This is a genomic window from Methyloprofundus sedimenti, from assembly GCF_002072955.1.
Classification (GTDB): Bacteria; Pseudomonadota; Gammaproteobacteria; order Methylococcales; family Methylomonadaceae; genus Methyloprofundus; species Methyloprofundus sedimenti.
This window is the reverse complement of record NZ_LPUF01000001.1, coordinates 958543-979979: the sequence shown is the minus strand read 5'-3', so window position 1 is coordinate 979979 and position 21437 is coordinate 958543. Positions and strand designations below refer to the sequence as shown.

Below are 21437 nucleotides of genomic sequence, written 5' to 3'. Positions count from 1 at the left end.
CAACAACAAAAGAATTTCAAGATACTCAAAGGCTAAAATTCTCACCCAGATAAACACGTCTTACTTCTTCATTTGCGACTATGTCATCGGAAGTACCTTCTGCAATGACCTGTCCAGCATTTAAAATATAAGCTCTATCACAAATTCCTAGCGTTTCACGCACATTATGTTCAGTAATTAATACACCAATATTTCTATCTTTTAAATGTGCAATAATTTTCTGGATTTCAATGACGGAAATTGGATCTACACCCGCAAAAGGCTCATCCAGTAGAATAAATTCAGGATCGGTTGCCAGAGCCCGAGCTATTTCTACCCTACGTCGCTCACCACCTGATAACCCCATACCTATATTATTTCGAATATGCGAGATACTAAATTCATCGAGTAATTCATCAATAATCAGTTCAATCTGTCCCTTGTTTAGTCCTTTTCTAAGTTCTAGTACTGCACGCAAATTGTCGCTAACACTCAGTTTTCTAAATACCGATGCTTCTTGAGGCAAATAGCCTATGCCCAATCTAGCGCGAATATGCATAGGAAACTGAGTTATCTCCTGCTGATCATAAAAAATATGTCCGGCATCTGCCCGTACTAATCCTACCAACATATAAAAACTGGTCGTTTTTCCTGCACCATTCGGCCCAAGTAATCCAACAATTTCATTACTCGCCACATGAAAAGAAACGTCATTCACGACGTTACGCTTAGCATAGGTTTTACCAATGTTTTTTGCCGCTAAAATCGCCACTACTGCTCGCTTGCCTTATTTTTAGGTTGCAAAATCACATGCACACGCTTATCAGCAGAACCACTGTCACCGGCCTTAACTACTTCACTGATTCGATCATATTCTATTCTTTCACTCGCCGTACTGTTTTTCCCCTGCCATACCACCGCTTCCTTAAGCATAATCAATAACTGAGTTTCCGGGTAATATTCAGCCGTTAAAGCATTTCCATGCACATCTTCTTTACCTTCTTCTGGTGTTTGCTTAAATTTTACGGGCTCTCCTGTTGCCACCAGTTTCTGTATTTCTCGATTTTTCATATGCACTACCACTTTATCCGCATCCATACGCATACTGCCCTGAATTACAATAACCTCACCGGTATAGATACTCACACCTTTTTTATCATCATAAAAACCAGAGTTTGATTCAATGCTAACGGGTTGACGCGCATCGCCTTCTAAAGCGATTGCCCAGGGACTATATGCCATACTTAAAGCCAAAAATCCTGGCAATAGCCATTTACTAATACTCATGTAAGCCTTTAACATTCGCCAATAATTTTATATACAGAGGATCCTGATAAAATAACTCCATCCCCACACCAGATATTCTATCCAGGCCGCTCACCAATTCAGCCCAGTCGTCAGTTTCCGCATAATTCCGTTCGGGTAAAACCCGCAAGTTGCTAGTTTTTATATTCACCTCGCGCACACCTTCAGCCTCAGCGCGGTCAATAAAAACCGGGCCGTTCATAAATATTTTATTTCCGTCTGCAGAGACATGTCCAGTTTTAGAACGAATTACCCAAGGAGGCGCAACTTTTTTATAGACTATCATCTCAGGGTTGGTAAGTTCAGTTCCTATATCGCCATTATAATTAGCCGCAAAATCAGCTGTCAGTTTGCTATCGGCCAAGCCAAATTCATTCATTTCTATTTTACTATAGCTCACAGCAAAATATTTGGCATTGTGGTCCTTCGTTACCAAGCTTTTCTCTGTGTCTTGATCGGTTGCGTAATTAACTGCCCACATTGAAATCAGAAAAACCAAAAACAAGAAAAAAAAGTTTTTACATTGTTCAACAAACATTATATTTTTTTATATAACTCAATCATGCCACTCATTTTTCCTTGCGCCTGTAATATAAAATCACAAACTTCCCGAACAGCCCCTTGGCCGCCAGACAGGCGAGTTTGCCAATCTACATAAGGTAAAATATATTCACTTGCATCTTGCACAGCAATAGCCAGGCCTACCTGAATCAATACCGGTAAATCGATTAAATCATCACCAACATGAGCGGCCTGCTCAGGCGTACAACCTACTTCAGCAATTATTTTCTTAAACGCCTTCCCCTTATCAGCTTGCCCTAAATAGACCAAACTGATGCCCAACATTTCCATTCTTAAAGCCACGGGTTTAGAGGCTCTGCCTGAAATCACCGCAACCTGAATTCCGGATTGCTGTAATAGCTTAATACCTAGACCATCACGAACATTAAAGGCTTTATATTCTTTGCCCTGCTCATCAAAAAACAGCTTTGCGTCAGTTAAAACACCATCTACATCCAAAATTAATAGTTTAATATTTTTTGCTTTTTCAATTCTATTTTGCATTTTAAACTATTCCTGCTTGAATTAAGTCGTGCATATTCAACGCACCCGTCACTTGCTTGTTAGCATCAACAACGATCAATGCATTAATTTTCTTTTGCTCCATGACATGCATCGCTTCAGCCGCTAAAACATCCTCACTTATCACCTGGCAATGAACTGTCATAACTTCTAACAATGAAGCCTGACGGATATCAATGGCTTTTTCCAGTAACCGGCGCACATCGCCATCGGTAAAAATACCTGCCAGTTGCCCCTGCAGATCAACAACAGCAGTCATACCCAATTTCTTTGCCGTCATCTCAACTAAAGCATCCATAATACTCGCATCTTGCTGCACTATGGGTAATTGCTCACCGGTATGCATAATATCACTCACCAAAACTAGCAACCGCCTGCCCAGGCTCCCACCGGGGTGTGACAAAGCAAAATCATCACGTGTAAAGCCATGTAGAGTCATTAACGTAACCGCCAGTGCGTCCCCCATCACTAATGCAGCTGTAGTACTCGCTGTTGGTGCTAAACCTAAAGAACAAGCTTCTTTTTCTACGGCATTGCTAATATGTGCTGAAGAAAATTTAGCTAAAGTAGAATCAGGCCTACCGGTCATAGCTATCATCGGCACCGCTAGACGTTTAATCAACGGCAATAACGTTACAATTTCAGCAGTTTCGCCTGAATTGGATAAAGCCAACACGACATCTTGCCGGGTAATCATCCCTAAATCACCATGGCTCGCTTCCCCCGGATGCACAAAAAAAGCTGGCGTTCCAGTGCTTGCAAGAGTAGCAGCAATTTTCCCGGCAATATGTCCCGACTTACCCATCCCAGTGACAACCACTCGTCCTTTACATGCGGCAATAATATGGCAGGCCTGCACAAAATCATTATCCAGCTGAGACAACAGACCATTGACTGCTTGTGCCTCCAGAGCAATGACTTCTGTTGCAACTTGTATTAGCTGGGCATCATTCATGAGTCATTACTTAAATAACATTTTGATAAATTGTCCATTGATAAAGTAAATACGCGGATAACAAGCCACCGCCTTCCCAACGATTAATATGGCCCGCTTTGGAAAGACCTACGCCCAATATAAATAATACCGCTGTAAAAGCCAGCATTACCGGAAAATCACGACTGATCACAGTCGCACCTATCGGCCCAGGAGCAATCAATGCAGGCAAGGAAAAAACCGCCAATAGATTATACACATTCGAGCCTATGACATTACCTACCGCTAAATCATCCTCACCTTTAAGCACGCTACCTACCGACGCAGCCAACTCCGGCAAACTTGTACCCAATGCAACAATAGTCAAGCCTATCACCAGATCACTAACGCCCATCGCATACGCTATATTCACTGCTGCCCATACTAGAACTTTGGAACTGATTAATAAACCCAGCAAGCCAACCACAAAAAAAATCCACGCCTTAATTTTTGGCATTTCTTCTGGTATTTCTGCTTCTACTTCTTTAGCTAAGACATCATTTTTGCGCTCAGCCATTGCTGAATGTATTAGCCAATATAAAAAGACCACTAAGCCTAATAACATTAACACACCGTCGAAAACACTTAAGCCATCTAAGGCTAAAACATAACAGGCAATGCTAATTAACATCAAAACCGGTAATTCACGCTTTAACAGTCTTGAATGAAATGCCAGTGGTGCTATTAATGCAGTAGCACCTAGAATTAAACCCATATTCGCTATATTAGATCCAATGGCATTACCTACAGCCAAGCCAGGATTTCCCTGAAGTGAAGCCAGCGAAGAAACCATGATTTCTGGCGCGGAAGTGCCTAGACCGACGATAGTTAAGCCTATCAACAAAGGCGAAACACCTAAGTTTCGGGCTATTGAAGATGCGCCATCGACAAACCAGTCTGCAGCATAGACCAGAACAACTAAACCAAATACCAAAGCAAGAAAATCAATTAGCATAATTTATTGTTGGTTCAAAAATTGCTTATTGTGCCATAAAAAACGGAACCCATGCCACTAAAAACACAAAACCAATCACAAGAATAGAAGCGAAAAACCGAGCATCATCATAATAAAAACGAAAGCCCAGTATACAAGTGGCTATTTTAACCTGATTTTTTTATATTGCTGCCTGCGACAAATGAGAAATAAGCTACTCTATTGCTTAGTTATTGAATAAAGAAGTATTTAAAGTGATATTTTCAAGAAAAAATCAACCAATGTAATGACTAATTTGACGAAATTAAGATCTTTACTATACTTAGTAATTCAACTACTGAATAAGGATAGAAAAATGAGAAAGTTATTAATAGTATTAATGTTTTTGTCATTTAGCGTGTTTGCTGAGCCAATAGATATTAATAAAGCAAGTGCGAAGGAAATTGCAACCTCGTTAAATGGCATCGGGGATAAAAAAGCTGAAGAGATCGTCGACTACCGCGAAAAACATGGCGATTTTAAAAGTATAGATGAACTAAGCAATGTAAAAGGGATTGGTGTGAAAACAATTGAAAAAAACAGGAATAATATCAAATTAAAATCACAAGAAAAGGTTAAATCCAAGGAAAAGAACACCAAGAAGTAGCCTCAATACGCAGCCTGCCTGCCTGCACAATGCAGGCAGGCAGCCTCACCCTCAAAAAATAAGTTGCGTAGGTTATTTGCTGCGTATCCTTAACCAAATTTTCTGCAGAAATCTTAGCAACGCAGCAAAGCGAAAAGATCGATACTCGAAAAGGCTTAATTAATAACTAAAGTTTCGGGCTTCAAAAATTCAAAAATAAATCCTTAACTCATTGAAGCATAAATAAATACATATCCATAAATGGTATGCTATTGTTCGTATCAAAAATCAAGCGTTGTGTGTAACTATAGTAATGCTGCTAGTGTTGCAAGGATTGCATCCGATGTTGTATTTTAACGACCCTGACACGCTGAGTAGTTACTTAAAACAGTAACTATAAGTTTGCTCTCGTAACATTGCAGTGTGTCCCGGCGGCAATGCCAGCTCAGGATAAAAAATAGTCGTGAATCCCTTGTTTGCACTATAATAATGTGTTTTCTGGAGCGCTTATAAAAAACACTTACCATGATTTCCATCCGCAACTTGACTTTCTCCCGTAGCAACAGAAAAATTTTTGATGACATCTCGCTGGAAATTGAGCCTCATAAAATCACTGCGATAATGGGACCTAGCGGTACCGGTAAAACTACTTTATTAAAACTTATTGCCGGACAGCTTAAACCTGATAGCGGTACAATATTAATTAATCAACAAAACGTACACCAACTTTCGCGCTCCAGATTATACAAATTACGCAAAAAAATGGGCATGCTATTTCAAAGTGGTGCCTTATTAACTGATATGTCTGTGTACGATAATATTGCCTTTCCTATCAGAGAACACACACAACTCCCGGAATCTATGGTTCGTACATTGGTATTAATGAAGCTGAATGCCGTTGGCTTGCGCGGAGCACGGCACTTAATGCCCAGTGAACTCTCCGGAGGCATGGCAAGACGAGTAGCGATGGCAAGGGCCCTGGCATTAGACCCTGAAATGATCATGTATGACGAGCCCTTTACCGGACAGGATCCAATCTCCCTCGGAGTGCTAGTCAAACTTATTCAAACGTTAAATCAAACTTTGCATTTAACCAGTATTGTTGTTTCTCATGATGTTCAGGAAACATCTTCTATTGCGGATTATATTTACCTTATATCCGAGGGAAAGATTGCCGGCCAGGGCACTCCAGAAGAGCTTTATAATACAGACTCAGACTGGGTTGATCAATTTATGCAAGGCAAGGCAGATGGCCCTGTTCCATTTCACTACCCTGCAAACGACTTTACTACTGACCTGCTCGCGTGTAATCCTGCATTATGAAATTATTCCAGACGATCGGTCATTCCAGTTTAAAATTTCTGGCAAAATTAGGTCGGAGCAGTCTATTTCTGTTCTCGATTTCAACGGGTTTAGCTTATACATTAAGCCGGCCAAATTTGCTTATTAAACAACTCTATAGCATCGGTGTACTTACTTTCTGGCTAATTGCTGTTTCCGGATTGTTTGTCGGCATGGTGCTTGGCTTACAAGGAGTCTATACCTTATCTACCTATGGCGCCGAATCTTCACTGGGAATTATGGTAGCGGCTTCATTAGTTAGAGAATTAGGTCCTGTGGTCAGTGCCTTATTATTTGCCGGACGTGCTGGTTCAGCGTTAACCGCTGAGGTTGGTTTAATGAAAGCAACTGAACAGCTTTCAGCAATGGAAATGATGGCCATAGACCCATTAAAATATATAATTGCACCCCGTTTTTTTGCCGGATTTATTTCGCTGCCTTTATTAGCCGCTTTATTTAGTGCAGTTGGAGTTTTAGGCGGGTACCTGGCCGGCGTAGAATTATTAAATGTTGATGCTGGCGCTTATTGGTCACAAATGCAAAGCGTGATTGATTTTCACGATGATATTATTAATGGCATTATCAAAAGCATTATTTTTGCCTGGCTAGTTTCCTGGATTGCCTTATTTGAAGGTTATGATGCTCTCCCGACTTCTGCTGGTATTAGCCGCGCTACTACCCGAACCGTAGTCAACTCGGCTTTTGCCATTCTGTTATTTGACTTTTTATTAACTGCCCTTATGTATGGAGAGTCCTAAACATGCAATACAAATCCATAGAAATATTAGTTGGTCTGTTTGTGAGCCTGTGTATTACAGCGCTTTTCTTTCTTGCTTTGCAAGTCAGTAATTTTAGTGATTTGCAAGATAATGGCAGTTATACAGTCATTGCCCATTTTGAAAATGTCGGTGGCCTTAAAAATAAAGCACTGGTCTCTATGGCAGGCGTTCCTATAGGTCGAGTTGCTGATATTAGTTTCGACACTGATAGTTATGATGCACTGGTTAAACTGCGTATTGATGCGCGCTACAATAAAATGCCTAGCGACACCTCGGCAAGCATCCTGACCTCAGGCTTGCTCGGTGATAAATACATCGGCTTAACCCCCGGCGGATTAGATGAATTTTTACAAGAAGGTGATACCATTGAGCTAACGCAATCAGCACTGGTACTGGAACGGCTGATCAGCCAGTTTTTGTTTAATGCATCGGATAAAGACAAATAAACCGATGCAAAACATAGAAATTCTCTCCCCTTCAAAGGCTAATTATATTATTAAGGGTGACTTAACTTTCAGCACCATTGATAAAACAACAATGAAAGTTTTAAACTTTCAGCAAAGTGCCTCGATAATTAACATAGACTTAAAGCAGCTGGGTAAAATTGATAGCGCTGGTTTAGCTTTACTTATAGAATGGATAAAATTTGCCCGCTCATATCAAACAGAACTACGATTTGAAAATATCCCTGCACAGCTATCTGCCCTGGCAAAGCTCAGCGATATATCTGAAATCGAATTATTTACACTCAAGAATTAATAAAACACAATGGATAAATTACTTATTACTGGCGGCAAACAACTGACTGGTACATTGACCGTTTCGGGTGCCAAGAATGCTGCACTCCCGATTTTAGCGGCCACCCTGCTCAGTGATACGCCAGTTTTGATTGGTAATATCCCGCATTTACATGATATTACGACCACCATGGAATTACTCGGCTGTATGGGCGTACAGTTATCCGTAGATGAAAAACTGAATATTGAAGTAAATAGCAGCACCATTAATAAGCTTGAAGCGCCCTATGAGCTTGTGCGCACCATGCGTTCATCAATTTTAGTTCTTGGCCCTTTATTAGCGCGTTTTGGTCAGGCCGATGTTTCACTTCCTGGCGGTTGTGCTATTGGTGCCCGCCCCGTTGATATTCACATAAGCGGCCTGGAAAAAATGGGCGCAGATATTAAAGTTGAAAATGGCTATATTCATGCCAAAGCAAAGCGTTTAAAAGGTTGTCGTTTAGTGTTAGAGCAGGTGACTGTTACCGGAACAGAAAATCTATTAATGGCCGCCACACTGGCCGAAGGCAAAACCATAATTGAAAATGCGGCTCGCGAACCCGAAGTTAACGACCTTGCGCACTTCCTTAATAAAATGGGCGCAAAAATCACCGGCATAGGTACGGATGTTCTAGAAATTGAAGGCGTTGAACGTTTAGGTGTAGAAGGCTTGCATTACAACGTCTTACCTGACCGTATTGAAGCGGGGACTTATTTAGTTGCTGCTGCAATGACCCGCGGGCAAATTAGACTCAATAAAGTCCAGCCAAAATTACTCGATGCTGTGCTCGATAAACTCAGCGAAGCAGGCGCACAAATCACCACCGGTGAAAACTGGATTGAACTGGATATGCAGGGTAAACGCCCTAAAGCAGTATCAATTCGTACTGCTCCTTTCCCTGCCTTCCCAACGGATATGCAAGCACAATTTACGGCGATGAATGCAATTGCAGAAGGTGTCAGCACCATCACCGAAACTGTTTTTGAAAACCGTTTCATGCATGTCCAGGAAATGCAACGTATGGGAGCTAACATTAAACTAGAATCCAATACGGCAATTTGTAAAGGCGTAGATAAGCTGACTGCTGCACCGGTAATGGCAACAGATTTACGCGCTTCGGCCAGTCTGGTGCTTGCGGGCTTAGTTGCTAAAGGCGAAACACTCGTTGATCGTATCTACCATATTGACCGGGGTTATGATCATATTGAAGAAAAACTTTCCCAGCTCGGTGCGACCATTCGCCGCATCCCAAGATAACAAAGGCTTTTATTCATGTTAACTATCGCCGTTTCAAAAGGCAGAATATACGACGAGGCGCTGCCATTATTGGCAGAAGCCGATATTATTCCAATTGATGACCCTAAAACGAGTCGCAAACTTATTCTTAAAACCAATCATGCGGATATACAACTCATTATCATACGTGCTACCGATGTGCCCACTTTTGTCGAGTATGGTGCTGCAGATATAGGGATAGCGGGTAAAGATGTACTGATTGAACATGATTCAGATAATTTATACGAACCCATAGATCTGAATATCGCTTGCTGCAAGCTAATGACTGCAGCGCCTACCAATGCGCCTGATATTTCCGGACGGGTACGCGTGGCAACAAAATATGTCAAAACAGCAGAACGTTATTTTGCCAGCAAAGGTATACAAGCTAAAATCATCAAACTCTATGGTGCGATGGAACTAGCGCCTTTAGTCGGACTGGCTGATTACATTGTCGATGTCGTCGATACCGGCAATACCTTAAGAGCCAATGGACTAGAACCGCGTGAACTGATTATGAATATCAGCTCACGTCTGGTGGTGAATAAAGCGTCTATGAAAATGAAGCACCAGATTATCCAGCCCTTATTAGATCAATTCGAAAAAACACTTGCAGCAAGATAAATTACTATGAATCAATCTATCGCACGCCTAAATACTTCTGATGCAAATTTTCAGACTCAACTGCAACAATTACTCGCTTTTGAAGAAAGTTCTGATCACGACATTCATCAGCGCGTTATAGATATTATTGCCAATGTACGCAACAATGGCGATCAAGCCGTACTTGATTACACCAACCAATTTGATCAATGCTCATTTACTAAACCATCCGAGATGGAACTTTCTCAGGCACAATTAAAAGCCGCCTGGGATAGCTTGCCTCAAGATAAAGCCGAAGCATTAGAATTCGCAGCAAACCGTGTACGCGTCTATGCCGAAAAACAAAAAATGCAATCCTGGCAATACACCGAGGCCGATGGCACGGTACTAGGACAAAAAGTAACCCCTTTAGATCGCGCAGGCTTATATGTACCAGGAGGTAAAGCCGCTTACCCTTCTTCAGTTTTAATGAATGCTATTCCTGCGAAAGTCGCTGGGGTGCGTGAATTGATTATGGTTGTGCCTACACCTCATGGTCACACCAATGAGCTGGTTTTAGCAGCAGCTTATTTGGCTGGTGTAGACCGCGCTTTTGCCATTGGCGGCGCACAAGCCGTTGCAGCTTTGGCCTTTGGCACTGAAACTATTCCTGCGGTAGAAAAAATTGTCGGTCCTGGAAATATTTATGTTGCCACTGCTAAAAAGCTGGTGTTTGGTCAAGTCGGTATTGATATGATTGCCGGCCCGTCAGAAATACTGATTATTTGTGATGGTAAAACAAATCCAGACTGGATTGCCATGGACTTATTCTCCCAGGCTGAACATGATGAAGATGCTCAGGCAATCTTATTGTCAGATGACGCAGATTTTCTGGAAGAAGTAGCCAACAGCATCGCTAGACTGTTGCCTGAAATGGAACGCGCAGAGATCATTAAAGCTTCATTATCAGGACGTGGCGCGCTGATAAAAGTCGCCTCATTAGAAGAGGCTGCAGCCGTTGCAAATACCATTGCGCCTGAACATCTTGAATTATCAGTGGAAGACCCGGAAAAACTGTGTACGCATATACGTAATGCAGGTGCTATTTTTATGGGCCGTTATACAGCAGAAGTATTAGGTGATTACTGTGCAGGACCTAATCATGTTCTGCCTACATCAGGAACAGCACGATTTTCTTCACCTTTAGGGGTATATGATTTCCAGAAACGATCCAGTCTGATATTCTGCTCTGCCGAAGGTGCTAATACACTGGGTAAAACAGCCTCAATACTCGCTCGAGGAGAAAGCCTGACCGCTCATGCCCGTTCAGCTGAATACAGATTAAAGTAAGTAATTTTCTCGTTCCCATGCTCCAGCGTGGGAACGCAGTTTGTGATGCTCAGCGTCACGGAACACAGTACGTTCCAGTATAAATTTCCGCGATGTCCGTGGGAACAAGTTAATAATATAACAAGAGAAACCAAAATGGCCGACCTACCTGAAAAAACCTGTGGCATAGAACGCCTGGTTACCCACCCTAAATTAGTCGAAGCCGCGCTAAGCGGTAGAAAAACCCAGCAACGTCGTGATGGGGTATACGCCTATCCAAATGAAACTTTTACACTGGAAGGTCAGGAATTTATTGTTACAGATTTAACCAGAGAAACCATTGGCGATATGACTGATGCTGAAGCGCAAGCAGAAGGCTATCCTAGCCTTGAAATGTATAAAAACCTGATTCTAAAGATGCATAAAGGTATGGAATGGAATGAATCCGCACCAGTATGGGTACATCATTTCAAACGTGTTGAATAAATTAAAACCCGCTAAAACATGACTGAGCAAGATCTTATCTCTACCGTAATTCGCCCTGAAATCAGAGCATTATCTGCTTATAAAGTAGCCGATGCAACGGGGTATATAAAGCTTGATGCGATGGAAAACCCTTATACCTGGCCAGAAGAGATTAAAGCAGAATGGCTAAAAGTCATACATGCTGCAGAAATTAATCGCTACCCCGACCCGGAAGCCAAGTCGCTTTGTCGCATCTTAAAAGAATACAACCAGATCCCGGCTGAAAGTGACATTCTATTAGGCAATGGTTCCGATGAAATCATTCAGCTATTGCTAATGGCTTTACCTGGCAGTGCAACAGTTATGGCGCCAGAGCCCAGTTTTGTCATGTACAAACAAATTGCTCAATGTTTAGGCCTGAATTATCAAGGCTTGCCCTTGCATGCTGATACTTTTGAACTGGATCTAAATCTGACACTGGCAACCATCAAAAGTCAACAACCGGAAATAATCTTTCTTGCATATCCTAATAACCCGACAGGTAATTTATTTGATAGTAGTGCTATAGAACAGATTATCCGGCAGTCTAAGGGTTTAGTCATTATTGATGAAGCCTATGCCCCATTTACCAATTTCAGTTTTATCAATCAACTAACAAACTATAAAAATTTATTAGTTATGCGCACGGTTTCAAAACTAGGCCTGGCAGGCTTGCGCTTAGGATTTATTGCTGGAGATAGTATGATTATTAATCAACTCAATAAAGCCAGATTGCCTTATAATATTAATATCCTCACTCAATGCAGTGTAAAATTTGCATTGACACACCCAGACATGTTTACCGAACAAACTGAAATATTGTGTAGTGAACGAGCGCGTATGTTTCTGCAATTAAGTACCCTTAAAGATATTCGGCCTTGTCCGAGTGCAGCAAACTTTATTCTTTTCCGCACAGCTAAAGATAAGGCAACAGATATTTTTAACGCTTTAAAAAATCAGGGCATTTTAATAAAAAACCTATCTCCACAAAAAGGCTTACTTAGCGATTGCCTAAGGGTAACAATAGGCAAGCCAGAAGAAAACAATGCTTTTATTAAGGCATTAAAAAACGCAATTTAAAAGATTATTAAAACAAGCTTCAAAATACTGCAGCTCTGATGTAACATTGATTTAATAATTAAATAAAAAGCTAAAAAACACAACGAGGAGCGTTATACATGAGCGAACAAGGCGTCGACAATTCAAAACGCCAATTTCTAACCACGGCTTTAACAGTCGTTGGTGCTGTGGGTACAGGCTATATTGCCGTCCCATTTCTGGCGCAAATGCAGCCAAGCACCAAGGCTAAAGCAGCAGGAGCCCCAGTAGAAATTGATATTAGTAAAATAGAAACAGGTCAACTCATCCGCGCTGCCTGGCGCGGGAAACCCGTCTGGATTCTTAATCGCACCCCGGATATGCTGGAGATCCTGGCAACAGATACTGCTAAACTGGCGGACCCCAAATCATTAGAGTCTAACCAACCTGAATCAAGCCAAAATGAATTTCGTTCCATAAAACCGGAGATTTTTGTTGCTGTCGGTTTATGTACTCACCTTGGTTGTTCACCGACTTTTCGCCCCGAAATTGCTCCTAATGATTTAGGCCCTGAATGGAAAGGCGGCTTTTTCTGTCCGTGTCATGGTTCAGGGTTTGACCTGGCAGGGCGCGTAGTGAGAGGCGTTCCAGCTCCTACTAATTTAGATGTACCGCCTCACCGCTATATTACAGAAACACGCATTATTATCGGTGAAGATGCTTCGGAGGCTAGCGCATGAAAAATAAACACTTAGAAAATTGCGGCACCTGGTTTCTTGAACGCTTTCCAATGTCAAAATTGTGGAATGAACATATGGCGCAGTATTATGCGCCGAAAAACTTCAATTTCTGGTATTTTTTTGGATCGCTGGCATTATTGGTGCTGGTTAACCAGTTTGTCACCGGCATATTACTGACCATGAATTACAAACCGGATGCCAGTCTGGCATTCGACTCGGTCGAATATATCATGCGCGAGGTCCCCTGGGGCTGGTTAGTGCGTTATATGCATTCTACCGGCGCTTCAGCCTTTTTTATTGTAGTTTACCTGCACATGTTCCGTGGCTTGATATACGGTTCCTACAAACAACCCAGAGAGCTTATCTGGATGTTTGGTATGCTGATCTTCCTAGCGCTAATGGCAGAAGCCTTTATGGGTTATTTACTACCCTGGGGACAAATGTCTTACTGGGGAGCACAGGTCATTATTTCTTTATTCAGCGCTATTCCAGTCATTGGTGATGATTTATCACTTTGGGTACGCGGTGACTATGTTATCTCGGATGCAACCCTAAACCGCTTCTTTGCTTTCCATGTTATTGCCATTCCACTGATTTTAATCATGTTGGTCTTTCTGCATATTATTGCCCTGCATGAAGTCGGCTCAAATAACCCTGACGGCATAGAAATTAAAGATTCCAAAGACCCCTGGGGGCATCCTGTTGATGGTATTCCTTTCCATCCATATTACACAGTCAAAGATATTGTCGGCGTCGCTGTCTTTATGTTCTTTTTTGCTACCGTGCTATTCTATATGCCGGAAATGGGCGGTTATTTTCTGGAACATGCCAACTTTATACCGGCAGACCCTCTAGCCACACCTGAACATATCGCTCCTGTCTGGTATTTCACACCCTTCTATGCAATTTTAAGAGCAATCCCGGATAAATTTGCCGGCGTTATTGCGATGGGCGGTGCGATTGTTGTATTGTTCCTGCTTCCCTGGCTAGATCGCAGTCCAGTAAGGTCTATTCGCTATCGTGGCGGTATTTACAAAAAAGCAATTTTGCTATTCGTCATCAGCTTTATTGGTCTTGGGTATCTTGGCATGCAAGCTCCTACAGCAGGTGCGACCATGATGGCCCGGGTTTTTACTGCAATCTATTTTGGCTTCTTCTTATTAATGCCAATTTATACTCGCTGGGAAAAAACTAAACCTTTACCCAGGCGCGTTAACGAACAGCCTAACATTGAAGATCGCATTCCAGCTATAAAGGAAGCTTTTTCTGCAATGACCCACGATGTAGCAGAAAATAAAAATGGACAGACAGTGGTGCATAAACGACCTGATGCTTCTGGTATTGCACATGTACTTGCCGACCTTGCTAAAAAAATCAAAGGGAGCCTAGACTAATATGAAAAAATTATTACAAAGCTGTCTATTACTGTTGATGCCTCTGGGCGTATTTGCTTCTGGCGGGATAGAACTGGACTCAGCAGATATTGATTTAACAGATAAAGCATCATTGGAAAATGGTGCTCACCTCTATGTTCAATATTGTTTAGGCTGTCATTCGACTAAATACATTCGTTATCTGAATCTGGCTGATGACTTCGAAGTAGAGCAACAGGAGATCCTGGATAAAGTTGCTCCTGAAGGTGCGGGTATTTATGACAAAATGCTCACCGCAATGAACGGTCATGACGCTAAAAAATGGTTTGGCGTACAACCACCAGACTTATCATTGATTGCCCGCTCAAGAGGTGCTGACTGGATATATAGCTATCTGAAAGGCTTTTATATCGATCCAATAAGACCTCTGGGCGTCAATAATGCAATTTTTCCTGAAGTGGGTATGCCTAACCCTCTTTGGAAGCTTCAAGGCAATCAAAAACCAGTCTACAAAAAAATTGATGGTCAGGAAGCTATCACTGAACTGGTACTCGAAGAACCAGGCACGATGAATGCCGAAGAATTTGATAAATCAGTTAATGACATTGTCAACTTCCTGGTCTATGCCGGTGAACCAGCGCAATTAGAACGCCAAAGCATGGGCAAATATGTATTATTCTTTATCTTGCTGTTTGGTGTGATCGCCTACTTATTGAAAAAGGAATACTGGAAAGACGTCCATTAAACTGATGTAGGGTTCAGTTTTAGCCTGCTGATTATGTGCAGACTGATTTTTCCCTGCTGACAGCCTAACGTCGTAAATATTCACCTTTACTGACACAAAAAAGCGCTACTTCTCTCGAGCTAGCGCTTTTTTTATCTTAGCCAATATGATCATGAAAAAATATCTACTACTTAGTCTGCTCGTCTGTTTCTTCATTACCCAGCAGGTACAAGCTAAAGCATATCAGGCTTCAGACTCTACTGTTAAGTCCTCTAAATACAACCCGGTTTTTGTACCCTTTGACCTGTTAATATTTCGTCCTATAGGTTTAGCGGCAACTGTTGCAGGTACGGCATTATTTATCGCCATGTCACCCATCACAGCATTAAGTTCAATCGCACCACCCCATGATGCCTTTGGGCGGGTAGCTGATGTTTTTATCGTCGTCCCCGCCACCTACACGTTTCTACGTCCAATGGGTCAAGTTCTGTGTCCAGGTGATTGTCGCCCAGAAGATATCAAATAACGAAGCACTTTGTAGGGCATGGCTTTAGCCCACCGTTAATACCGCTGCTGGACATGGTGGACTAATGCCACGACCTGCGCTCATTAAGATTTCCACTTAATATTACAGCCTATGCTGGGGACTTGATCCTTAATAGCAGGTTTTCCAGCTAATAAAGCATCTAGGGCATTACGTAGGTCTTCTCCCGTCAAGGGAGCATTATTCTTTGGTGTTGCCGCATCCAGTCGCCCATGATAGACACAGGCTAAATCTTTATCAAATAAATAAAGATCTGGAGTACAGGCGGCTAAATATGCTTTTGCCACCTCCTGTGTCTGATCAAATAAATAAGCCGCAAACGGATTTCCCCACTCTGCCATTAATGCCTGCATCTTATCGGGGGCATCCATCGGATAATTCACTACATCATTAGCGCTAATTGCAATAGTACTAATCCCCTGCTCTGCATATTGCCGCGCAATAGCACACAATTGGTCTTTAATATGGATGACATAAGGACAATGATTACAGATAAACATCACTAAGGTTCCTTTGCTTCCTTGTAAACTAGAAAGACTCAATTTTTTTCCAGATATCGTATCAAGTAAACTAAACGTAGGTGCTATTGTGCCTAAAGGCATCATATTTGAAGGTGTTGCTGCCATACTAAACCTCTCTAAAGATAAGAAAATATAAATAACTTAATAAAAAACTTACTTATGTGACATAGTCACTGATAACCATTTCATAATACTCTAATATAAAATCCAGCCTGTTGGTATCAAGGCAGCAATCCGTGCACTGGCGCTTTCACAAAAAGGGTGATTTATGATTGATTTTTTCCTGAATATTTTTTCTAGCATGTTTCAGATGAATATGCGTGACCATCACGAGATACCATTTGCCATGCCATTATTGATGGCTTGCTTGGTCGGTGGCTTAATTGGTTTTACTATCGTCAGATTTATCGTTAAAGAGCAAAAAGAAGATGCTGAAAACGCAAAAACAAACTCTATGCATTAATGCTTGTCAGCGATTTTTCCTAAAGCCTCAGTGTCTAGTAAAGTTACGGTGCCTCGGTTTAAACTAACCCAGCCATACGCTTCGAAGCGCTTTAAATGTCTGGAAATCACTTCACGAGCTGAACCCAGTTTGGTGGCCAGCTCCTGATGAGTGAGGGTAATTATACCCGACTCTTCTGCTAACAATACCTTACTTAAGCGTGTATCAATGGCACTAAAAGTAACATCCTCCAAAAGTGCAATCACATCGGATAAACGCGCTGAAAACTTCTTAAATACAAACTCGCGAAAAAAAGCTGATTGCTCAATGCAGCGATAAAAAGCATGTGATGATATAGCAAAAGCCAGAACCTTATTTTCGGTAATACCTTCGGCTGGATAATGATCACCACTTAGTAAACATGAAGTCGTCTCAGCACGCAGGAATCGCCTGGCCTGACACGATAAAGCAGCATTTCCCGCCCTCCTGCTGAAATAATCTGCGCTTTCACACTGCCCTCAAGTACCAGCAGATAGTGTTCACATACCGCCCCGGGATAAAAAACCTGCTGCCCGGCAGGCATTGTAACTAATTTTGCAGCAGCCATAAGACTATTAATACCAGCTTCTCCAGCTTTAACAAACTCAGGAAAATGCGTATTCCATAAATTCTCGTTACTTACTGTGTCCATAAACAGGCACCGCTAGATTTTTCCAGCAATTCCAGCATTTGCTGGTGTTCCAGTAATTCTTCTTCTGAACATTGAATCACTTTCAAAGGCGGCCTGTCACTACTCAGGCGTTGAATAATATACTCTGTTGCCCCATCAGTTAAATCATCATCATCCAGCAAAGAAATCTGCCCGCCGGTCATTAACAGATAAACGTCCGATAAAATTTCCGAATCGAGTAATGCGCCGTGTAAGTCACGATGACTGTTATCTATGCCATAACGCTTACACAAGGCATCCAGACTATTACGCTGTCCCGGATGTTTTTTTCGGGCATAGACCAGGCTATCAAACACAGTGCAAATATCGTTTACATGTTTGACAGCTGAATTCACCAGTTTGAATTCATTATCAATAAAACCGACATCAAAAGGCGCATTATGAATAATAAGTTCCGCACCGCGAATAAAATCTACAAAATCATCGACTACATCTTTAAACAAGGGTTTATCTTGTAAAAATTCATTGGTAATGCCATGCACCTCAATTGCGCCATCATCAATATGCCGCTCCGGATTGATATACATATGAAATTGCCGATCGGTTAAACGCCGGTTAACCAGCTCCACACAACCGATCTCGATAATTCTATGTCCTTCTTTCGGATTTAATCCTGTAGTTTCAGTATCTAAAACAACCTGCCGCCCTTTTTTTCTCATAATAATACCTTAAACCCTGTAGGGCGTGGCTTTAGCCCGCCATTATCAAAAGGCGGGCCAAAGCCACGCCCTACGCATAATCTTAATCAACCATCCACGCTGCATCCCAATGCGGATAATCTGCAATGCTATCAACCAATCCAGCCCGCAACGGATTCGCCACAATATACCGCGCTGCAGCTCTTAAATCTTCTTCTTTTCTAAGCGCATGATCATAAAATCCCCGTTGCCAAAACACACCATTAAGGTGAAAAGATTTTTTTAAATCAAAGCTACTTTTCCCCTTAAATATTCGCACTATTTCAGATAGATGAGTTTCATTTACAATCAACAGCCAATGCAAATGATCTGGCATCAACACCCAGGCCAATGATTTTACTAATTCTTTTTCATGTAACATACGCATTTCATTAATCAAGTAACGCGCCTTGGCAAACTCCTTAAAATGAGGAATTCGTCTATCCGTTACCATCGTTAGAGAATAAGCACACCCTGTTTCGGAAAATCGTCCCGTTGTTAGATTCTGATAACTCACACCGCCTCTCCTTATAGAAATATCACAAATACAATACGTAGGACTCGACTTTAGACCGCCAGAAAATACCCAACATGGTACGCGATAATGGCGGGCTAAAGCCACACCCTACGTGATATTCACTTTATCAATCTCCTGCATGATCCGGTGGGTTTCGGATAGAGCGACGATGATTTTTTGATAATGCAGGATGTCGTCAAAATCCAGAGTACGACCGTGGCGGTCTTTAAGCCATTTTTGCGCGGGCTGATAACCGCCGATATAAAATTCCCAGGCGATCACCGGCACCTGGGCAAAATATTGCTGATCATTAATCCACACCTGGCCTTGCGTGCTGTCTTCGGGATTTAAAACAAAATCGTGTTTATTGATTTTGCGGGTGGCGTGATTATCACCGGCTATTGGATAACTGCTGATTAACTCATCAAGCAACGGGCTTTGCAGTAAATGTAACTGGCGCAATTTACCGCCTAGTTTAACACCAGTGGCCAGAGTAGGCATGTTCGCGTGCAATACCCGTTTGATAGCGCTGATTGAGTTTATTCAGGTAATCGTGTATTGCTCGCACCGTCTTCCTTATCTATTCAAACTACCGTTCTTTCTTCGTAGGGCGCGGCTTTAGCCCGCCATTATCTTGCTGTACAAGGCGGGCTAAAGCCGCGCCCTACTAAACATCATTATATCTTGGGCAAGTCACCAGATGATCATTAACCATCCCTACCGCCTGCATATAGGCGTAGCAAATGGTGGTGCCGACAAATTTAAAACCTGCCTTTTTTAAGCGCTTACTCATTGAGTCCGATTCCGGGGTATTTGCGGGGACTTCCTGCATCGTGTTCCAGGCATTTTTGATGCTTTGGCCGTCTACAAAAGACCAGATATAAGTATCGAAACTGCCGTGTTGTTCCTGGATGGCGATGTACGCCTGCGCGTTAATGACCGCCGAACTTATTTTTAATTTATTTCTGATAATCTCGGGATTACTTTGTAATTCCAGTTGCTTTTGCGCAGTATAGCGGGCAACTTTTTGCACATCAAAATTATCAAATGCCTTGCAATAGCCATCTCGTTTGCGTAATACCGTGGACCAGCTTAAACCGGCCTGAGCACCTTCTAAAATAAGCATCTCAAACAATAACCGGTCATCGTGTACCGGCACACCCCATTGTGTGTCATGGTAGTGCTCTTCCATTTCACTGGAGAGTGCCCAGGGACATTTATTCACTTTTTTAACAGATCAGCCAAACCTGCAAAAGGGTTATGTGAACCGCCTGAGTTATCTTGCTGTTCTTGTTTAGCACTGCCAAAGCGCATTTCTTCATATTTTGAATGTTCATTATCATGACAGTAGAGGCATAATAATTCCCAGTTACTGCCATCGGCCGGATTATCATCATGGTTATGATTTTTATGATGTACCGTTAATTCCTGCAGATTGGCATTGGTAAATTCTCGAGAGCAGCGTCCACAAACCCAGGGGTACATTTTCAATGCCTGGCCACGATAGGTTTTTTCACGGTCTGTCTGGTGTTTACGTGCCTCAGCAACAAGTCGCGCTGATGCACTCATATTGTGTTGATTATTGATTGCCATAACGTTTCATTCATCAAAATTAAAAAACTCATTATATAACTTCACAGGATTTCATTTATGGAATTTTAAAAGATGGGCGTATCAAATATCTTAACTAGCAGTATCGACAAATGATGACTATTTGGATATGACACTAAATATTTTACAACCAGGTCTCGAAACAACCCATATTCGGTCCATCAATTCCAGTTATAAATTCAATTTATAATCTTGTAAGATAGCTGTAAATCTCAATTCATAATAGAATAGCGGCAGAAAAACTTTATCAATATTCCAGCCTCTTATTGACTTATGATTCTACGTCCTCTTCTGCTCCTGATCTTACTCAACCTGTTCATACAATCTTGTTCAGCCCAGGCAATTAGCATCGTCAGCAGCCAGTGGGCACCTTATGTGGATGATTCTCTCCAGAGAAAGGGTTTAGCTGTGGAACTGGTTGATAAGGCATTACAACGCAAAGGCTATCAGCCAACCTTGCATATTTACAATTGGAAAAGAGCCCTGGAAGGCGTCGAAATAGGTGTATTTGATGCCACCTGTGCAATCTGGAAAACACCCGAACGTGAACGGTATCTGGTCTATAGCGAGCCTTATCTGACCAACACTATCAGTTTTATTAAAAAGAAAAATCTACCCATAGAGTACCATAGCCTTGCAGATTTACAGGGTTTGATAATAGGCGTGGTGCGTAATTATGCTTACGATGAAAGCTTTAACAATGCGCGTGGTTTGATTAAAATTCCAGAGAATTTTATTGTACAAAATTTACAAAAACTTAATAACGGCACTATAGATCTCACGCTGGGTGATGAACGTGCGATTAATTATATGCTAGAGAAATTTTTACCTAAGCATGTTGACTCTTTTGAATTTATCAAACCCGCATTGACTTCAAAAAAACTCTATCTGGCCGTCAGCAGGTCGAATAAAGCAGCACAAACAATTATTGAAGATTTTAATCAAGCGATTAAAGAGATGCAACAAGACGGTAGTTATGACCAGATCGTCAGTAAATATAAATACTGAGTTAATTTAATTCTCTTTTTAAAACA

30 protein-coding genes are annotated in these 21437 nt (G+C 41.8%); 16 read left to right on the top strand and 14 right to left on the bottom strand.

The window, feature by feature from the left end; all coding sequences use genetic code 11:
* Positions 1 to 25 precede the first annotated feature (25 nt).
* From lptB to AU255_RS04320, 6 genes are read right to left on the bottom strand one after another with little or no spacing between them, the layout of a single operon-like run.
* The gene (gene lptB / locus AU255_RS04345) at positions 26 to 751 is read right to left on the bottom strand and encodes an LPS export ABC transporter ATP-binding protein (RefSeq protein WP_080521740.1); all 726 of its coding nucleotides are present in this window, start codon (positions 749 to 751) and stop codon (positions 26 to 28) included.
* On the bottom strand, positions 751 to 1266 hold the full coding sequence (gene lptA, locus AU255_RS04340; protein WP_080521739.1) for a lipopolysaccharide transport periplasmic protein LptA: 516 nt from the start codon (positions 1264 to 1266) through the stop codon (positions 751 to 753). The genes lptB and lptA overlap by 1 nt, the downstream gene beginning before the upstream one ends.
* Positions 1256 to 1822, bottom strand: a complete 567-nt coding sequence (gene lptC / locus AU255_RS04335) for an LPS export ABC transporter periplasmic protein LptC (RefSeq protein WP_080521738.1) — start codon at positions 1820 to 1822, stop codon at positions 1256 to 1258. The genes lptA and lptC overlap by 11 nt, the downstream gene beginning before the upstream one ends.
* Complete coding sequence (locus AU255_RS04330; RefSeq protein WP_080521737.1) at positions 1822 to 2349, bottom strand: KdsC family phosphatase; 528 nt, start codon at positions 2347 to 2349, stop codon at positions 1822 to 1824. The genes lptC and AU255_RS04330 overlap by 1 nt, the downstream gene beginning before the upstream one ends.
* Position 2350: 1 nt before the next feature.
* On the bottom strand, positions 2351 to 3322 hold the full coding sequence (locus tag AU255_RS04325; protein ID WP_080521736.1) for a KpsF/GutQ family sugar-phosphate isomerase: 972 nt from the start codon (positions 3320 to 3322) through the stop codon (positions 2351 to 2353).
* A 10-nt stretch (positions 3323 to 3332) separates the two neighbouring features.
* Positions 3333 to 4295: a calcium/sodium antiporter gene (locus AU255_RS04320; RefSeq protein WP_080521735.1), complete on the bottom strand. Its 963-nt coding sequence runs from the start codon at positions 4293 to 4295 to the stop codon at positions 3333 to 3335.
* 334 nt (positions 4296 to 4629) lie between these two features.
* Between AU255_RS04320 and AU255_RS04315 the strand changes: the two genes are divergently transcribed.
* The 14 genes from AU255_RS04315 (at position 4630) to AU255_RS04250 (ending at position 15887) form a co-directional block, all read left to right on the top strand.
* Positions 4630 to 4920: a ComEA family DNA-binding protein gene (locus AU255_RS04315; protein ID WP_080521734.1), complete on the top strand. Its 291-nt coding sequence runs from the start codon at positions 4630 to 4632 to the stop codon at positions 4918 to 4920.
* 504 nt (positions 4921 to 5424) lie between these two features.
* The gene (locus AU255_RS04310; RefSeq protein ID WP_080521733.1) at positions 5425 to 6222 is read left to right on the top strand and encodes an ABC transporter ATP-binding protein; all 798 of its coding nucleotides are present in this window, start codon (positions 5425 to 5427) and stop codon (positions 6220 to 6222) included.
* Positions 6219 to 6998 carry a lipid asymmetry maintenance ABC transporter permease subunit MlaE gene (gene mlaE / locus AU255_RS04305; RefSeq protein WP_080521732.1) on the top strand — a complete coding sequence of 260 codons (780 nt, stop codon included), beginning with the start codon at positions 6219 to 6221 and terminating at the stop codon, positions 6996 to 6998. The genes AU255_RS04310 and mlaE overlap by 4 nt, the downstream gene beginning before the upstream one ends.
* Before the next feature lie 2 nt (positions 6999 to 7000).
* Positions 7001 to 7465 carry an outer membrane lipid asymmetry maintenance protein MlaD gene (mlaD, locus tag AU255_RS04300; protein ID WP_080521731.1) on the top strand — a complete coding sequence of 155 codons (465 nt, stop codon included), beginning with the start codon at positions 7001 to 7003 and terminating at the stop codon, positions 7463 to 7465.
* A gap of 4 nt (positions 7466 to 7469) precedes the next feature.
* The gene (locus tag AU255_RS04295; RefSeq protein WP_080521730.1) at positions 7470 to 7778 is read left to right on the top strand and encodes an STAS domain-containing protein; all 309 of its coding nucleotides are present in this window, start codon (positions 7470 to 7472) and stop codon (positions 7776 to 7778) included.
* Between the two features lie 9 nt (positions 7779 to 7787).
* Positions 7788 to 9053, top strand: coding sequence for a UDP-N-acetylglucosamine 1-carboxyvinyltransferase (murA, locus tag AU255_RS04290; protein WP_080521729.1), 1266 nt, complete (start codon positions 7788 to 7790; stop codon positions 9051 to 9053).
* 15 nt (positions 9054 to 9068) lie between these two features.
* Positions 9069 to 9695, top strand: coding sequence for an ATP phosphoribosyltransferase (gene hisG / locus AU255_RS04285; RefSeq protein ID WP_080521728.1), 627 nt, complete (start codon positions 9069 to 9071; stop codon positions 9693 to 9695).
* Positions 9696 to 9701: 6 nt separating this feature from the next.
* Positions 9702 to 11003 carry a histidinol dehydrogenase gene (gene hisD / locus AU255_RS04280; RefSeq protein WP_080521727.1) on the top strand — a complete coding sequence of 434 codons (1302 nt, stop codon included), beginning with the start codon at positions 9702 to 9704 and terminating at the stop codon, positions 11001 to 11003.
* Positions 11004 to 11138: 135 nt separating this feature from the next.
* Positions 11139 to 11468 (top strand): ASCH domain-containing protein, encoded by a 330-nt coding sequence (locus tag AU255_RS04275; RefSeq protein WP_080521726.1) that lies wholly within the window; start codon positions 11139 to 11141, stop codon positions 11466 to 11468.
* A gap of 18 nt (positions 11469 to 11486) precedes the next feature.
* Positions 11487 to 12566 (top strand): histidinol-phosphate transaminase, encoded by a 1080-nt coding sequence (hisC, locus tag AU255_RS04270; RefSeq protein ID WP_080521725.1) that lies wholly within the window; start codon positions 11487 to 11489, stop codon positions 12564 to 12566.
* Between the two features lie 98 nt (positions 12567 to 12664).
* A complete protein-coding gene (petA, locus tag AU255_RS04265) occupies positions 12665 to 13264 on the top strand; it encodes a ubiquinol-cytochrome c reductase iron-sulfur subunit (RefSeq protein ID WP_080521724.1) in 600 nt (199 codons plus the stop codon).
* Entirely contained in the window at positions 13261 to 14658 is a 1398-nt protein-coding gene (locus AU255_RS04260) for a cytochrome b (protein ID WP_080521723.1), read from the top strand. The genes petA and AU255_RS04260 overlap by 4 nt, the downstream gene beginning before the upstream one ends.
* Position 14659: 1 nt before the next feature.
* Positions 14660 to 15382: a cytochrome c1 gene (locus AU255_RS04255; protein WP_080521722.1), complete on the top strand. Its 723-nt coding sequence runs from the start codon at positions 14660 to 14662 to the stop codon at positions 15380 to 15382.
* Positions 15383 to 15533: 151 nt separating this feature from the next.
* The gene (locus AU255_RS04250; RefSeq protein WP_080521721.1) at positions 15534 to 15887 is read left to right on the top strand and encodes a hypothetical protein; all 354 of its coding nucleotides are present in this window, start codon (positions 15534 to 15536) and stop codon (positions 15885 to 15887) included.
* Positions 15888 to 15970: 83 nt separating this feature from the next.
* Here AU255_RS04250 and AU255_RS04245 read toward each other — a convergent pair whose 3' ends face one another.
* Positions 15971 to 16531: a thioredoxin family protein gene (locus AU255_RS04245; RefSeq protein ID WP_080521720.1), complete on the bottom strand. Its 561-nt coding sequence runs from the start codon at positions 16529 to 16531 to the stop codon at positions 15971 to 15973.
* A 163-nt stretch (positions 16532 to 16694) separates the two neighbouring features.
* Here AU255_RS04245 and AU255_RS04240 point away from each other — a divergent pair, with 163 nt between their 5' ends.
* Positions 16695 to 16889, top strand: a complete 195-nt coding sequence (locus AU255_RS04240) for a hypothetical protein (protein WP_080521719.1) — start codon at positions 16695 to 16697, stop codon at positions 16887 to 16889.
* On the opposite strand, the gene AU255_RS20015 is transcribed toward AU255_RS04240, so the two are convergent.
* The 7 genes from AU255_RS20015 to AU255_RS04205 form a co-directional block, all read right to left on the bottom strand.
* Positions 16886 to 17134 (bottom strand): Crp/Fnr family transcriptional regulator, encoded by a 249-nt coding sequence (locus tag AU255_RS20015; protein ID WP_158083050.1) that lies wholly within the window; start codon positions 17132 to 17134, stop codon positions 16886 to 16888. The genes AU255_RS04240 and AU255_RS20015 overlap by 4 nt on opposite strands.
* 146 nt (positions 17135 to 17280) lie before the next feature.
* The gene (locus AU255_RS04230) at positions 17281 to 17559 is read right to left on the bottom strand and encodes a cyclic nucleotide-binding domain-containing protein (protein ID WP_080521717.1); all 279 of its coding nucleotides are present in this window, start codon (positions 17557 to 17559) and stop codon (positions 17281 to 17283) included.
* A complete protein-coding gene (dnaQ, locus tag AU255_RS04225) occupies positions 17547 to 18257 on the bottom strand; it encodes a DNA polymerase III subunit epsilon (RefSeq protein ID WP_080521716.1) in 711 nt (236 codons plus the stop codon). Before dnaQ ends, AU255_RS04230 begins: the two co-directional genes overlap by 13 nt.
* A gap of 82 nt (positions 18258 to 18339) precedes the next feature.
* A complete protein-coding gene (locus AU255_RS04220) occupies positions 18340 to 18792 on the bottom strand; it encodes an REP-associated tyrosine transposase (protein WP_080521715.1) in 453 nt (150 codons plus the stop codon).
* A 108-nt stretch (positions 18793 to 18900) separates the two neighbouring features.
* A complete protein-coding gene (locus tag AU255_RS04215; protein ID WP_158083049.1) occupies positions 18901 to 19293 on the bottom strand; it encodes a type ISP restriction/modification enzyme in 393 nt (130 codons plus the stop codon).
* A 166-nt stretch (positions 19294 to 19459) separates the two neighbouring features.
* Complete coding sequence (locus tag AU255_RS04210) at positions 19460 to 20017, bottom strand: DNA-3-methyladenine glycosylase I (protein ID WP_080521714.1); 558 nt, start codon at positions 20015 to 20017, stop codon at positions 19460 to 19462.
* The gene (locus tag AU255_RS04205; protein ID WP_080521713.1) at positions 20014 to 20385 is read right to left on the bottom strand and encodes a YajD family HNH nuclease; all 372 of its coding nucleotides are present in this window, start codon (positions 20383 to 20385) and stop codon (positions 20014 to 20016) included. Before AU255_RS04205 ends, AU255_RS04210 begins: the two co-directional genes overlap by 4 nt.
* A gap of 291 nt (positions 20386 to 20676) precedes the next feature.
* Here AU255_RS04205 and AU255_RS04200 point away from each other — a divergent pair, with 291 nt between their 5' ends.
* Positions 20677 to 21411: a substrate-binding periplasmic protein gene (locus tag AU255_RS04200; protein ID WP_080521712.1), complete on the top strand. Its 735-nt coding sequence runs from the start codon at positions 20677 to 20679 to the stop codon at positions 21409 to 21411.
* The last annotated feature ends 26 nt before the right edge of the window (positions 21412 to 21437 follow it).